Genomic DNA, 13,061 nt, shown 5'->3' with positions numbered 1-13,061 from the left:
GAGGTCAGGACTCCTTGACGGCGATGGTCTCCACCGTGTTCGCCACGTGCTCGAACGCGTCCGCCGCCTCCTCCAGCACATCCACGATCTGCTTGAGCTTGAGCACCTCGATGGCCTCGTACTTGCCGTTGAAGAGCATGGCCAGCAGCTTGCGGTGGATCTGGTCGGCCTGGTTCTCCAGCCGGTTGACCTCGATCCAGTACTCGGTGAGGTTGTCCATCGTGCGCAGGTTCGGCATGGCCTCCGCGGTGAGCTCCGCCGCCCGCGCCAGTACCTCGATCTGCTGCTCGACGCCCTTGGGCAGTTCCTCCACGTTGTAGAGGACGACCAGGTCGACGGCCTCCTCCATGAAGTCCATGATGTCGTCGAGGCAGGAAGCGAGGTTGTAGATGTCCTCGCGGTCGAAGGGCGTGATGAACGAGGAGTTCAGCTGATGGAAGATCGCGTGCGTGGCATCGTCACCGGCATGTTCAGCGGCCCGCATACGCTCTGCGATCTCGGCCCGGCCGGCGGTGTCCGCCCCGAGCAGTTCCATGAGGAGTTTCGAGCCCGTGACGATGTTGTCCGCGGACGCGGCGAACATGTCGTAGAAGCTCGTCTCCCTGGGGGTCAGACGAAAGCGCACAAGGGGTCCTCGGGATGCATCGGTTTCGGTCAGGCTGATGCTAAGTGCATCATCCGGCCACGGCTAATGGGCCGTCCCCCAGTGTCGCCCATGAGGCACAGTGATCCGCACGGGGGCGTACCAAGGGCCCTATACCCAGCAAAGTTCGTTACGATATACCCACTAGGGGTATATGTCTGGAGGACGCCATGGACGCGATGACGACCACCGAGGCCGGCGCGGCGACGACGCCCTCCGAGCCGGCCGTCGAACCGGCCACCGAACCGGTGACGCACGGTTACCACCACCAGAAGGACGAGCACCTCAAGCGCCTGCGCCGGATCGAGGGCCAGATCCGCGGACTGCAGCGCATGGTCGACGAGGACGTCTACTGCATCGACATACTCACCCAGGTGTCCGCCTCCACGAAGGCCCTGCAGTCGTTCGCACTGCAGCTCCTGGAGGAGCACCTGCGGCACTGCGTCGCCGACGCTGCCGTCAAGGGCGGCGCGGAGATCGACGCGAAGGTCGAAGAGGCGACGAAGGCGATCGCCCGACTCCTGCGTACCTAGCGACTAGGCCCTGTTGGAGGCGTCCCGCTCCTCGGCCACTTTCAGCACCTCGTCGATGCTCTCCAGGCTGAGCCGGTCCTGGGCGGCCGAGGCCGCGATGATCAGGTCTCCGCACAGCTCGATCTCGGCGAGTGCCACGTGGTCCTGAACTGCCGTACCGCCGACCGGAGCCACGTGCGTCACCTCTTCTCTGCCGTCACCGACTTCCTAGAGTAGGGAGCGGTCTACACACCGCGCATGGCACGGACGGGCTAGTTCTCACACCGACTCGTCACCGATCGGTTCAGGTCACTTCTCGGCGATCTGCCCGGCGTAGATGTCCTTCGACACCGGAAGCCGTACGTCCACGGGGGCCCCGAAGTCGTACAGCAGCGTCGTCGAGGCGACCGCCACGGTGCTGCGGCGCTGCCCGTTGACGAAGCTGAACTGCTGCCGGAGCTTGCGGATCCGCCCCTGGTCGTCGAGGTAGACGTCGAAGGGCACCCGGGAAGTGGCGAACCCTTTCGCCGCCGACCGCAGGGCCGCCTCGTTCCCCGCCGAAGCACTCCTCGCGGCGACGGAGAGATCGGCGACCCCCCGATAGTGACGCACCAGGGCCCCGGCCACCTCCGTCTTCCCCAGATACGTCGCCGCAGTCGTCCCGCGCAGCACCTCGGCGGCGGCGTACGGGTCGGTGGCCCCGCCGGTCACGAGGTTGCCGTCGGACAGCGTCCCGGTGTCGACCCGCACCCACTTGTCGGCGGGCACCCCGGCGCCCCGGTTCTTCATGAACAGGGAGCCCGGCGCGAGGAGTTCGGTGATCGGCCGGTGTTCACTTGCACCGGCGGGATCCTGCGGCAACTGCACGGTGAGCCGGCCGAGCCGGCGCCGGAAGTCGTAGCCGCCCGCGCCCCGGATGGTCACGCGGGTGCCGCCGGTGGCCATCTCCATGGACGTACGGGCCTGTGAACTCCCCGCCGCGACAAGGGTGTCGGCCGCGCGCCGCACCACCGCGACCGCGTCCCCGCCACCGCGCGCGTCCGCCGTGGCCGCCCCGTCGCCACCACCGCACCCACCGGTCCCGGCACAGACCCCGACCACGAGCCCCGCCGCGACGACCGCCCCACCGGCTCGCCTGCGCTGCCGCTCCTCCATCGCTGCCGTACCCCCGGTACGTCGTCACGGGCCCCCTGTCGCTGCGCCTAACGAGCGGGCGGGTGGCCCCGTCACGCGTATCCGGGCCGGGTACAACGACTTCCGGCCGCCATACGAACCCTTTACGGAACCTCGGTAACGTTGTCGGAGTGGCGCAGCAGGACGGCCGAGAGGCTCCCCCCGTACATCCGGAACACCGCACGACGCTGATCGAGCAGGGTCCTTTCTGCTTCGGCCGGTGCATATGCGGCTGGCGCGGCCCGGCGAGACGGGCGAGAAGCCAGGCCAGAACGGACGCGGCGGGACATCTCTCTGTTCCGAACCCGTGACATGAACGCGAGAACTTGTGGGGCGCCGGACGTATCTCACCTCACGGAACCCCCACAGGAGGCGAAATGGAACGGCGTACGTTCATAGGCGGCGGCGCGGCCGCGATAGCGGCGGTGGCCACGGCCGGATGCAGCGGCGGCAGCCCGGGCATCGGCAGTGGTGACACCTCCACCGTGGCCAACGCCGCCAAGTCCACGGGCATCGGCAGGCTGCCCGCCGCCGCAGCCAACTGGGCCGCCCTGGCCCGGGAGCTGGACGGCACCCTGGTGCGCCCCGGTGACGCCTCCTGGAAGACGGCCCACCAGCTCTACAACACCCGCTTCGACAACCTGAAGCCGGCCGCGGTGGCCTATGTCGCCAACGCCGACGACATCCGCTCCGTCCTCTCCTACGCCCGCGCCCACAGCGTCAAGGTCGCGATCCGCAACGGCGGCCACTCCTACGCCGGCTGGTCCTCCGGCGACAACCGGCTGATCGTCGACGTGTCGAAGCTGAACAAGATCCGGGCGAGCGGCAACAGCGCCGTCGTCGGCGCCGGCGCCAAACTGATCGACGTCTACCGGGGCCTCGCCGCGAAGGGCGTGACCATACCCGCCGGCTCCTGCCCCACGGTCGGCGTCTCCGGCCTCACCCTCGGTGGCGGCCACGGCGTGGTCTCCCGGGCGTACGGCCTGACCTGCGACAGCCTCACCCAGGCCACCCTCGTCACCGCCGACGGCAAGCAGCTGATCGCCAACGCGAGCGAGAACAAGGAGCTGTTCTGGGCGCTGCGCGGCGCGGGCAACGGCAACTTCGGCGTCGTCACGGAGCTGCAGTTCAAGACACACCCCGCACCCCAGGCCGTATCCGGCTATCTGACCTGGCCGTCGTCGATGGCGGCGGCCGTGGTGAAGGCCTGGCAGGAGTGGGGCCCGGACCAGCCCGACGAGATCTGGTCGTCCTGCCATCTCTCGAACACCCCCGGCGGCACCCCCAGGGTCTCCGTCGCCGCCTTCTCCCTGGGCACCTACAACGAACTCCAGAACGCGGTCGACAAACTGGCCCACCTCGTCGGCGGCAACGCGTCGAGCGTCTCGCTCAAGCGGCACACGTACGAGGAGTCGATGAACGCCTACGCGGGCTGCTCGTCGTTCTCGACGGACGCCCAGTGCCATCTGCCGGGTACGACCCCGGGCCGTAACCCGCAGGGCGCGCTGTCCAGGGAGACCTATACGGGCCGCTCGGACTTCTTCGACCGCTCGATCTCCGACGCGGGCATCCAGACGATGCTCGCGCAGATGCGGTCGGTCAGCGGCAACGGCGACATCGCGCTCACGGCGCTGGGCGGCGCGGTCAACCGGGTCTCCCCCACGGCGACGGCCTTCGTGCACCGCCGTTCCCGCATGCTGGCCCAGTACCTCGTCTCCTGGCCGGCCGGCACGGCGGGCACCGCCGCCCAGTCCTGGCTGACCCGCTTCCACACCGCGATGAAGCCGTACGCCTCGGGCGCCGCCTACCAGAACTACACCGACCCCACCCTCACCGACTGGCGCAAGGCGTACTACGGCGACGCGGCGACCCGCCTGACGACTTTGAAGAAGCAGTACGACCCGAACCGGTTCTTCACATACCCACAGGGCTTGTAAACAGGCAGTTCTGCAGGGCGCCCCTGAGGGGCGCGGGGCTGTATCCATTTGCGGCTCCGCCGCGTGGGCGCGACCAGCCACAACGAGCCCGCAGACGAAACACGACGCCTACGCCGCCAAGTCCCGTTCCTCCGTCGTCCCCGAAGCCTCCGTCCGAGCCCCCGGGATCACCGCGTCCCGGGCCAGCCGCCGAGCGTCACCGGACCGCACCAGCCACGCACCCCACCGCGAGCTCTCGACAGCCTTCAGCACAGGCGTGAGCAGAGCCATCGCCAGCGGAGACAGCAGAAGGGCAACAGCCGTACCGAGCGCGAACCCACCGATCACGTCGGTCGGATAGTGCACGCCCATATAGACCCGGCAGAACCCCTCCACCAGCGCGAGCCCGATCCCCAGCAACCCGAACCGCCGGTTGGCGACGAACAGCGCGACGCCCATCGCCATGGTGATCGTGGCGTGATCGCTCACGAAGGAGTAGTCGGTCTTCCCGGAGACGAGGACATCGATGCCGGTGTGGTCGACGAAGGGCCGGGGCCGCTCCACGAACCCGCGGATGGGCACGTTCACAAGTACGGCGACCGCCGCGGCCAGCGGAGTCCAGACGAGCGCCGCGACGGACTGGGCGGAGTCCTCGTCCGCGCGCCGTCGCACGGACCACCAGCAGCACACCACGAGCAGCACCATGGCGATCAGCAGTCCGTACTCGCCGACGAACTCCACGATCCGGTCGAACCAGTGCGGCGCGTCCTTGGCGAGGCCATTGATGTCGTAGAGCAGATCGACGTCGGGGTTGGACCCGGATTCGGCGAGTACAGCCATGATGCTGCGGCTCCTTCGTCGTTGTTCCGGGCGCACCCTCTCGTGCGCATCACTGAAACAGGAACGCACGGCCTCACTTCATACGTTCCACACTCCACCGAATGATCACGCAGACGTTATCGAAGAGAGACTCATCGCCCCAGCTCAGGGGGTGGGTTCACGCTCGGTTCACACCGTCGTGGGGAGTGCTTTCGCGCCATCTTCGGTGACCCGGGTGGCGCCGAAGTAATCGGGGGTGTCAATGGGGTCGAACCGGATCACAGCACCCGTCCGGGGCGCGTCGATCATGTATCCGCCGCCGACATAAATCCCCACATGCCGGATGGCGCGGGAATTGGTGAGGTCGTCCGAGAAGAACACCAGATCTCCCGGCAGCAATTCGGACCGCTGCGGATGCGGTCCCGCGTTGTACTGGTCGTTCGCAACGCGCGGCAGCGTGATTCCCGCGCTCTCGAACGCGGCCTTGGTCAGCCCCGAGCAGTCGAAGCGCCCGCCCTGGTCGGCGGTGCCGTTCCCGCCCCACAGATAGGGGGTGCCGAGCTTTTTCTGGGCGTAGTTGATGGCGGTGGCGGCCTGCTGCGAGGGATCGACCCGGCTGACCGGCGCGGCGAAGCTCTGCTCCAGGGACGTGATCGTCTTCACGTAGTTCTTGGTCTCCGCATACGGCGGCACACCCTGGTACTTGATGACGGCGTACGCGCCCGCGTTGTACGAGGCGAGCATGTTCTCGCTCTGGTTGCCCGGCACGTCCTTCACATAGGAGGCGAGCTGGCAGTCGTAGCTCGCGGCCGAGGGAATCGCGTCGTTCGGGTCCCATACGTTGCGGACGCCGTCGCCGTTGCCGTCGATCCCGTGCGTGGCCCAGGTCCCGGGGATGAACTGCGCTATCCCCTCCGCCTTCGCGGGGCTCTTCGCGTTCGGGTTGAAGCCGCTCTCCTGGTAGAGCTGGGCGGCGAGCAGTGCGGGGTTGAGGGCGGGGCAGAGGTTGCCCCACTTCTGCACGAGTGACGAATAGGCCGCCGGCACCGCGCCCTTGGCGAGCGCGATGCTGCCTCCGCCGGCTCCGCCTGCGAGGTTCCCGGCGACGAGGTACACCCCGACGACGAGCAGCATCACGAAGCTGAGCCCGAGCCCGGCCGCGATCCCACCGATCACCCATACTTTTCGCACGGCTCAACCCTCCCCCATGTCAGCCCTGTTCAAGGCCATTTCGGGGCAGGGTGGCGGCATTTCGCTGTGTTTCCGCCGGATGTGACGCGTATTCAGCGAGCGGGCCGGATGGCGCGGCGGCCTTTATTCCGGGTCGCTCGTGGCGTCCTTGTACAACTCGGCCGCTTCTTTACCGAGCACGACACTGTAGGAGATATCGGGCGTCAGTCCGCCCTGTTCATGTCCGCCGATGACGCCCACGACCTGCTGGTCGCCGTTCACCCAAGGGCTGCCGCTGGTGCCGCCGGTGAAGCCCGGGCAGTCGATGCGCTGCTGGGTGGCGCTGTGCTGGGTGGGCTTGTTGGTGCAGCTGATGGGCTGGTCGGTCGCAGATGGGTAGCCGGTGATGGTCACGGCGGTGGCCCCGGTCTCCGTCCCGGTGGTGAACCGGTCGGCGCCGACCACGTCCTCGATGTTCTTGCCGTCCACCTCGGCGACCGTGGCGAAGCCGATGTCGCTGTCCTCGCCCTGCCCCTGGTTCCACCCGTCCGGCAGGTACCGCTGCAGGACCTTCCACACCCCGTACGGCGCCTTGCCGTCCCGGTAGCCGGGCACGAAGACGTCGCCGGGGTCGCCGTCCAGGCAGTGGGCCGCGCTGACGATGAGGTTGTGCCCCGCGCTGTGCACCACGGACGCGGTGCAGTGGTGGCCGCCGGCCAGGCTGGTGGCGTGGTCCGACCCGAACAGGGCTCCGACCCGCACGCTCTGTTTGTTCACCTCGGTCACGGTGGTCACGCCGAAGGGCCCCGGGCCGTCGTCCGCGGTCGCCACGGACGCCGAGGTCAGGGCCAGCGTCACCACGGCGACGAACAGCGCGTACCGGCGGTTGCCCGCGAGGCGAGCGGAACGGGAGATGCGTGAGCTGCGCTTCATCGGCCCCCACTTTGTCCCACGAAGGTGAGAAAGGACGTCGACGTTTGCTGAGATTTCGCTGTGAACGGCTCGTGCAACGACTCGTTCGGCGCTTCGTTCGGCGGTCAGTCCACCGTACTGTCCTCCCGTCTCTTCTGCCCCCTGAGCGATACTCGATGCCGCCCCCGGCTGCCAGAAAGAGGAATCTCCCGTGTCCGACATCCCCCCCGACCTCACCTGGGAACGCGCCGCCCCACCGGACGCCACCGGACCCGGCCCCTGGATCGAAATCGCCTTCGGCGAGGGCGACGACGGCGAGGCCCCGGTCTACATCCGCGAGACCAGCGACCCGGACAACGTGGTCACCACCAACCGCCGCAAGTGGGACGCCTTCGTGCTGGGCGTCCAGGCAGGCGAGTTCGACCACTTCGTGGAGGGCGTGGAGGAGGCGGCGGACCCAACAGCCCCGGGAAACGGGCCCCATGCATAGAAGCCGCGTCTTCGCCCTCCTGATCGACACCCCCGGTCCGGAGGCCGCCGCCGCTGCGGCCTTCTGGTCGGCGGCCCTCGGCGCCCCCGCCACGCCGGTCCCCTCGGAGGAGCAGTTCATCTCCCTCCACGAGGCAATCCCCGGTCTGGTGACGGCGGTTCAGTCGATCGACGATCCCAACCCCCGCTTCCACATCGACATCGAGACCGACGACGTGGAGGCGGAGACGGCCCGCCTTCTCGCCCTCGGCGCGACCCCGGTCTCCCGCTGGCTGGAGTGCCGCACCCTGCGCGCCCCCGGCGGCCACCTGCTGTGCGTCCTGCCGGTGCACAGCGACGCCGACGTCTTCAACGCCGGGGCACGCAGCTGGAGTTGACGGGACCGGGGTTGACGGGCCCGGAACCGCTCAGAACGTCGTCGTCATCCCGCCGTCCACCGCGATCGTCTGCCCCGTGATGAACGATGCCGTGTCGCCCGCCAGGAACACCACGATTCCCGCGATCTCGGCCGGCCGCCCCCAACGCCCCAGGGCGGTACGGGTCTTGAGCCACCGGCCCCACTCGGGGTCGTCGGCGAGACCGGCGTTGACCTCGGTCGCGAACGTCCCCGGAGCCACCGAGTTGACGGTCGTGCCGCTGGGCCCCAGGTCCGCGGCGAGGGCCCGGGTCAGCCCGTCGAGGCCGGCCTTGACCGTGGCGTAGGCGATGTCCCCGGTGCGGCCCAACTGGCCCATGACGGAGGAGACGTTGATGATGCGGCCGGGGGTGCGACGGGCGGCCAGGCCCTCGGCGACGGTCCGGCTCAGCGCGTACGCCGAGGTGAGGTGAACGTCCAGCATGTGCGCCAGCGCGTCCGGGGTCATGTCGTACAGCCCTCGCCGGTCGCGCCGGCCGACGTTGTTGACCAGGACGTCGATGTCCCCGAGCCCGCTCACCGCCTCCCGCGCCGCCGCCCGCTCGGTGACGTCGAAGACCGCGGCCGAGGCGTCCAGCCCCTCGTCGCGCAGCGCCCGCACGGTCGCGCCGACGGTGGCCCGGTCCCGCCCGTTGACCAGTACCCGCGCGCCCGCCCGGGCCAGTCCCCGGGCCATCTCCAGGCCCAGTCCGCGCACCGAGCCGGTCACCAGGGCCGTATGGCCGGCGAGCGAGAAGGCGTCGTGAGCACCCATCCCGCGACCTCCACCACGGTTGGCACTGAAACACTCGTTTCAGTTACGGTAGCGCAGTGGGCACGACACCGTCATCAGCGCCTTCTCCGCGGCGCACCGAACTCCTCGACGCCTGCTACGCCTACCTCCTCGAACACGGCCTCACCGGTCTGTCCCTGCGCCCCCTCGCCGCCGCCACGGGCACCAGCCCGCGCGTCCTGCTCTACCTGTTCGGCAGCAAGGACGAGCTGCTGCGGCAACTGCTCGCCAGGGCACGGCACGAGCAGGTCGGGACGATGGCCGTAGTGCTCACCGAGGCCGGAGGCGACGACTTCGACGCCCTCGTGGACCGCCTCTGGGCCTTTCTCTCCGAGCCGGAGCAACGCCCGATGGTGCGGCTGACGTACGAGGCCTTCCTGATGTCCCTGAGTCACGATCCCGGCCCGTGGGCGGGCTTCGCCGGCGAGGCGGCCCGGGAGTGGCTCGACCTCCTCGCGCGCGCCCAGCCGCCCGGCACCCCGCCCGCCCTCGCACAGGCCCGGGCGACACGGGCCCTGGCACTGGTCCGGGGCCTCCTGCTGGACCTCCTGGCCTGTGAGGAACCGGAGCGGGTGCGGTCGGCGCTCACCTTCGGCACCCAGGAGCCGGTACCCGCTACGCCACCGCCCCCACCGGGAACCGCACCCCGGTGAGGTCCTCCGAAGCCGTCCACAGCCGCCCGGCCGCCTCCACGTCACTCGCCTCCGCGCTCCGCCCGACCAGCGTCGGCGCCCCGCGCATCTCGCCCAGTCCGCTCGGGCCGACGTAGCTCGCGCCCGGCAGGTCCTGGGTCGCCGCGTACAGCGTCGGCAGGGCGCCGCCCTTGTCGTCCTGGGCGATGACCCTGTTGCCGACGGCCATCAGCGCGCGGCCGACCGGGTTCGCCGTGTGGCTCTGGAGGTTGGTCGCCGCCCAGCCCGGGTGGGCCGCCAGGGCGCGGACGCGGGAGCCCGACTCGGCGAGCCTGCGCTGGAGTTCGAGCGTGAACAGCAGGTTGGCCAGCTTGGACTGGGAGTAGGCGCGCTGCGGGCCGTAGATGCCGTCGAGGTTCAGGTTCTCGAAGTGGATGTAGCCGTCGCCCATCTTGTGCGCGCCGGAGGAGACGGTCACCACGCGGTCGGTGATGTGCGGGAGCAGCAGGTTCGTGAGGGCGAAGTGGCCCAGGTGGTTGGTGCCGAACTGGGTCTCGAAGCCGTCCCGGGTGCGTCCCTCGGGGAGCATCATCACGCCCGCGTTGTTGATGAGCAGGTCCAGCGGGCCGTCCCACGCCTCGGCGAACTCCCGTACGGACGCCAGGTCCGCGAGGTCCAGCCGGCGCACCTCGGTGCTGCCGCCGACCCTCGCCGCCGCGGCCCGCCCGCGCTCCGGGTCCCGTACGGCGAACACGACGTGCGCGCCCGCGCGGGCCAGCTCGGCGGCGGCGGCGAAGCCGATGCCGCTGTTGGCGCCGGTGACGACCGCCGTCCGCCCGGAGAGGTCGGGGATCCGGCTCGCGTCCCACTTGGGCGCCTTGCCGGGGCCCTTGCCACTGATGGTCTTGTCCGTGTTGTCCATGCCCCCAATGTAGGCAACGGCTACAATGCTGTCAATGACAACAATGATGTCGGTAGCAACAATGCTGCCGTCGTCTACATCGGGATACGATGGTTCGCATGCCTGCACGCCCCTATCACCACGGAGACCTGCGCTCCGCCCTGCTCGCGAGCGCGGAGCGCACCCTGCTGGAGAAGGGCGTCGCGGCCCTGTCCCTGCGTGAGCTCGCCCGGGACATCGGGGTCAGCCATGCCGCGCCCGGCCGCCACTTCAAGGACAAGCAGGCCCTCGTCGACGCGCTCGCCCTGTCCGGCTTCGAGCGCATGGCCCAGGTGTTGAACGGCGCCGACGACGCGCAGGCACCGCTGGAGGACCGCCTCGTCGCGCTGGCGACGACCTATGTGCACTTCGCCGCGTCCAACGCCGAGCTGCTCGAGGTCATGTACACCCGCAAGCACGACCCGGACATCTCCGAGCAGCTGAGCGCGGCCGTCGAGAGCACCACGGTCCCCTTCGTGCGGATCATCGCCGACGCCCAGGAGCGCGGCGAGATCGTCGCCGGCGACCCGTGGACCGTCAGCCTGGTGGTCGGCGCCGCCCTGCACGGCACGGCCTCCTTCGCGGCCCAGGGCACCCTCACCCCGGAGGCCGCGGTCGCGGGCATCCCGACCCTGATCCACCATCTGCTGAACGGCCTCACGCCCCGCGAGAACGAGCGGCGAGCGACAACTACTTGACGGTGATTCCGGCCGGGTCGTGTAGGGGCACCCCCCCTTCACCCCGCCCCGCCCCGATACCCCGAGGGGCGCGGGGAACTGCGCGACCAGCCCCCATCCACCCGCACCGCGCGACCAACCCGCACCACCCACCCCCAATCCGGCCATCCCCCCTTGTCAACGCGCGTCACGCTGTGGATTTTCCGTGGAGAGAGTCAAGCCCGCCCCATTGCCACGCCATCCCGGCGCCATTGATCAGCAATCCCCCAACCCCCTTGAGTAACGCGGAAGTCAGAGTTCCGGAATGCTCCTTGTTGTCACGTACTCAACAAGAGAAGGTCGTCACGGGCCGCCGCCCCCACCGGGAACCTCACCGGTGGATCCCCCACCCGCAGGCCTCTGCCCACCTCTCCCTGGAGGCTGTACGTTGCGTACGTCACCCCCCAACTCCCCCCACATACGCGGCAACTGGCGCAGAATCGGTTCTGCCGCCGCCGCGACCGCCGCGCTCCTGATCGCCGGACTCGGCACCGCGGCCCACGCGAGCGCCGCCACCAGCCCCCACAAGGTGACCGCCAAGACGATCGCCGCCCAGGTCGCCAAGGCCCATGTGCAGTACGAGAAGGCCGCCTGCGGCGCCACCCCGAAGAAGGGGTTCGCCGCGTGTAACGCCCTCCGCGTCACCGGCGGCACCACCGCCTTCATGGAGAAGCAGGCCGCGCTGAAGGGCATCGCGCCCAAGACCATCTCCCCGAAGGCCGCCACCGACGACCCGACCGGCTACGGCCCCTCGGACATCCAGTCCGCCTACGGCCTGGCCGACGCCGCCGCCTCCGACGGCTCCGGCGAGACGGTCGCGATCGTCGACGCCTACGACGACCCGAACGCCGAGGCCGACCTCGCGACGTACCGGTCGTACTACGGCCTCTCGGACTGCACCACGGACAACGGCTGCTTCACCAAGGTCAGCCAGACCGGCTCGACGACCTCCCTCCCCTCCGCCGACAGCGGCTGGGCCGGTGAGGAGTCCCTCGACCTCGACATGGTCAGCGCGACCTGCCCGAACTGCAACATCCTCCTGGTCGAGGCCAAGTCCGCGAGCGACGCCAACCTCGGCACCGCGGTGAACGAGGCCGTCAAGCTGGGCGCCAAGTTCGTCTCCAACTCCTACGGCGGCTCCGAGTCCTCCTCGGACACGTCGTACGACACCTCGTACTACAAGCACCCGGGCGTCGCCATCACCGCGAGCGCGGGCGACGAGGCCTACGGCGCCGAGTACCCGGCCGGTTCCCGCTACGTCACCGCCGTCGGCGGCACCAAGCTCTCCACGTCCTCCAACTCCCGCGGCTGGACCGAGAGCGTCTGGAAGACCAGCAGCACCGAGGGCACCGGCTCCGGCTGCTCCGCCTACGACGCGAAGCCCACCTGGCAGACCGACACCACCTGCACCAAGCGCATGATCGCCGACGTCTCCGCGGTCGCCGACCCGGCCACCGGCGTCTCGGTCTACGACACCTACGGCGCCGACGGCACCGGCTGGGGCACCTACGGCGGCACCAGCGCCTCGTCCCCGATCATCGCCTCGGTCTACGCCCTGGCCGGCACCCCGTCCAGCAGCTCCTACCCGGCCAGCTTCCCCTACGCCTCCGCCGGCACCTCCGCGCTGAACGACGTGACCAGCGGCAACAACGGCACCTGCTCCACCTCGTACTACTGCACCGCGAAGTCGGGCTACGACGGCCCGACCGGCTGGGGCACCCCGGAGGGCATCTCGGCCTTCACCGGCTGAGGCACTCCCGCAGAGCCTCCCCGTCGGGTCACGGGGAGCCGCCGGCAGAGGGGGACGTGGGGTCCCCTCGGCGGAGCAAGTGGCGAAGGGGGGGGGGGGGCCCCCCCCCCGCGCCCCCCCCCGGGGGGGGGGCCCCCCCCCCCCCCCCCCCCCACGAAAACAAATGGGGTGTGTTTTATGTCAAAACAAAAAATGAGAAAAA

At 69.6% G+C, this 13,061-nt stretch carries 15 protein-coding genes; 7 read left to right on the top strand and 8 right to left on the bottom strand.

Translation table 11 applies throughout. The features are described 5' to 3' along the window. Positions 1 to 4 precede the first annotated feature (4 nt). Positions 5 to 625 carry a DUF47 domain-containing protein gene (locus ACFXC1_RS17480; RefSeq protein WP_026151758.1) on the bottom strand — a complete coding sequence of 207 codons (621 nt, stop codon included), beginning with the start codon at positions 623 to 625 and terminating at the stop codon, positions 5 to 7. A gap of 197 nt (positions 626 to 822) precedes the next feature. On the opposite strand from ACFXC1_RS17480, the gene ACFXC1_RS17475 reads away from it, so the two are divergent. After that, the gene (locus tag ACFXC1_RS17475) at positions 823 to 1,176 is read left to right on the top strand and encodes a metal-sensitive transcriptional regulator (protein WP_381244305.1); all 354 of its coding nucleotides are present in this window, start codon (positions 823 to 825) and stop codon (positions 1,174 to 1,176) included. 3 nt (positions 1,177 to 1,179) lie between these two features. Here ACFXC1_RS17475 and ACFXC1_RS17470 read toward each other — a convergent pair whose 3' ends face one another. Both ACFXC1_RS17470 and ACFXC1_RS17465 read right to left on the bottom strand, forming a co-directional pair. Beyond that, on the bottom strand, positions 1,180 to 1,359 hold the full coding sequence (locus ACFXC1_RS17470) for a hypothetical protein (protein WP_019073694.1): 180 nt from the start codon (positions 1,357 to 1,359) through the stop codon (positions 1,180 to 1,182). A 105-nt stretch (positions 1,360 to 1,464) separates the two neighbouring features. Beyond that, complete coding sequence (locus ACFXC1_RS17465; RefSeq protein ID WP_381243600.1) at positions 1,465 to 2,310, bottom strand: SCO4651 family lipoprotein; 846 nt, start codon at positions 2,308 to 2,310, stop codon at positions 1,465 to 1,467. Between the two features lie 395 nt (positions 2,311 to 2,705). Here ACFXC1_RS17465 and ACFXC1_RS17460 point away from each other — a divergent pair, with 395 nt between their 5' ends. Then, the gene (locus ACFXC1_RS17460; RefSeq protein ID WP_381243598.1) at positions 2,706 to 4,265 is read left to right on the top strand and encodes an FAD-binding oxidoreductase; all 1,560 of its coding nucleotides are present in this window, start codon (positions 2,706 to 2,708) and stop codon (positions 4,263 to 4,265) included. Between the two features lie 108 nt (positions 4,266 to 4,373). Here the strand turns inward: ACFXC1_RS17460 and ACFXC1_RS17455 are convergent, their stop codons facing one another. The 3 genes from ACFXC1_RS17455 to ACFXC1_RS17445 form a co-directional block, all read right to left on the bottom strand. After that, the gene (locus ACFXC1_RS17455; protein WP_381243596.1) at positions 4,374 to 5,084 is read right to left on the bottom strand and encodes a phosphatase PAP2 family protein; all 711 of its coding nucleotides are present in this window, start codon (positions 5,082 to 5,084) and stop codon (positions 4,374 to 4,376) included. Positions 5,085 to 5,252: 168 nt separating this feature from the next. After that, entirely contained in the window at positions 5,253 to 6,197 is a 945-nt protein-coding gene (locus tag ACFXC1_RS17450) for a C40 family peptidase (protein ID WP_381244303.1), read from the bottom strand. A 180-nt stretch (positions 6,198 to 6,377) separates the two neighbouring features. Beyond that, positions 6,378 to 7,166 carry a trypsin-like serine peptidase gene (locus tag ACFXC1_RS17445; protein ID WP_381243595.1) on the bottom strand — a complete coding sequence of 263 codons (789 nt, stop codon included), beginning with the start codon at positions 7,164 to 7,166 and terminating at the stop codon, positions 6,378 to 6,380. Between the two features lie 190 nt (positions 7,167 to 7,356). On the opposite strand from ACFXC1_RS17445, the gene ACFXC1_RS17440 reads away from it, so the two are divergent. Then, positions 7,357 to 7,635 carry a DUF397 domain-containing protein gene (locus tag ACFXC1_RS17440; RefSeq protein WP_381243593.1) on the top strand — a complete coding sequence of 93 codons (279 nt, stop codon included), beginning with the start codon at positions 7,357 to 7,359 and terminating at the stop codon, positions 7,633 to 7,635. After that, positions 7,628 to 8,011, top strand: coding sequence for a VOC family protein (locus ACFXC1_RS17435; protein WP_381243591.1), 384 nt, complete (start codon positions 7,628 to 7,630; stop codon positions 8,009 to 8,011). Before ACFXC1_RS17440 ends, ACFXC1_RS17435 begins: the two co-directional genes overlap by 8 nt. 30 nt (positions 8,012 to 8,041) lie before the next feature. Here the strand turns inward: ACFXC1_RS17435 and ACFXC1_RS17430 are convergent, their stop codons facing one another. Then, positions 8,042 to 8,803, bottom strand: a complete 762-nt coding sequence (locus ACFXC1_RS17430; protein ID WP_381243589.1) for an SDR family oxidoreductase — start codon at positions 8,801 to 8,803, stop codon at positions 8,042 to 8,044. Positions 8,804 to 8,859: 56 nt separating this feature from the next. Between ACFXC1_RS17430 and ACFXC1_RS17425 the strand changes: the two genes are divergently transcribed. Next, complete coding sequence (locus tag ACFXC1_RS17425) at positions 8,860 to 9,474, top strand: TetR/AcrR family transcriptional regulator (protein ID WP_381243588.1); 615 nt, start codon at positions 8,860 to 8,862, stop codon at positions 9,472 to 9,474. Here the strand turns inward: ACFXC1_RS17425 and ACFXC1_RS17420 are convergent. Next, positions 9,437 to 10,375, bottom strand: a complete 939-nt coding sequence (locus ACFXC1_RS17420) for an oxidoreductase (RefSeq protein ID WP_381243586.1) — start codon at positions 10,373 to 10,375, stop codon at positions 9,437 to 9,439. The two genes, ACFXC1_RS17425 and ACFXC1_RS17420, sit on opposite strands and share 38 nt — an antisense overlap. A gap of 89 nt (positions 10,376 to 10,464) precedes the next feature. Here ACFXC1_RS17420 and ACFXC1_RS17415 point away from each other — a divergent pair, with 89 nt between their 5' ends. Further along, on the top strand, positions 10,465 to 11,091 hold the full coding sequence (locus ACFXC1_RS17415; RefSeq protein WP_381243585.1) for a TetR/AcrR family transcriptional regulator: 627 nt from the start codon (positions 10,465 to 10,467) through the stop codon (positions 11,089 to 11,091). Between the two features lie 406 nt (positions 11,092 to 11,497). Continuing rightward, positions 11,498 to 12,859, top strand: a complete 1,362-nt coding sequence (locus ACFXC1_RS17410) for a S53 family peptidase (protein ID WP_381243583.1) — start codon at positions 11,498 to 11,500, stop codon at positions 12,857 to 12,859. The last annotated feature ends 202 nt before the right edge of the window (positions 12,860 to 13,061 follow it).

Origin of the sequence: Streptomyces hokutonensis (genome assembly GCF_042751305.1) — a bacterium.
Lineage (GTDB): Bacteria > Actinomycetota > Actinomycetes > Streptomycetales > Streptomycetaceae > Streptomyces > Streptomyces hokutonensis_A.
This window is presented reverse-complemented; position numbering and strand designations above follow the sequence as displayed.

Bases quoted from the DNA above. Each gene is read 5' to 3' on its own strand.
- ACFXC1_RS17475 (WP_381244305.1), top strand. From the start codon at position 823: ATGACGACCACCGAGGCCGGCGCGGCGACGACGCCCTCCGAGCCGGCC.
- ACFXC1_RS17465 (WP_381243600.1), bottom strand. From the start codon at position 2,310: ATGGAGGAGCGGCAGCGCAGGCGAGCCGGTGGGGCGGTCGTCGCGGCG.
- ACFXC1_RS17460 (WP_381243598.1), top strand. From the start codon at position 2,706: ATGGAACGGCGTACGTTCATAGGCGGCGGCGCGGCCGCGATAGCGGCG.
- ACFXC1_RS17455 (WP_381243596.1), bottom strand. From the start codon at position 5,084: ATGGCTGTACTCGCCGAATCCGGGTCCAACCCCGACGTCGATCTGCTC.
- ACFXC1_RS17450 (WP_381244303.1), bottom strand. From the start codon at position 6,197: ATGCTGCTCGTCGTCGGGGTGTACCTCGTCGCCGGGAACCTCGCAGGC.
- ACFXC1_RS17445 (WP_381243595.1), bottom strand. From the start codon at position 7,166: ATGAAGCGCAGCTCACGCATCTCCCGTTCCGCTCGCCTCGCGGGCAAC.
- ACFXC1_RS17435 (WP_381243591.1), top strand. From the start codon at position 7,628: ATGCATAGAAGCCGCGTCTTCGCCCTCCTGATCGACACCCCCGGTCCG.
- ACFXC1_RS17430 (WP_381243589.1), bottom strand. From the start codon at position 8,803: ATGGGTGCTCACGACGCCTTCTCGCTCGCCGGCCATACGGCCCTGGTG.
- ACFXC1_RS17420 (WP_381243586.1), bottom strand. From the start codon at position 10,375: ATGGACAACACGGACAAGACCATCAGTGGCAAGGGCCCCGGCAAGGCG.
- ACFXC1_RS17415 (WP_381243585.1), top strand. From the start codon at position 10,465: ATGGTTCGCATGCCTGCACGCCCCTATCACCACGGAGACCTGCGCTCC.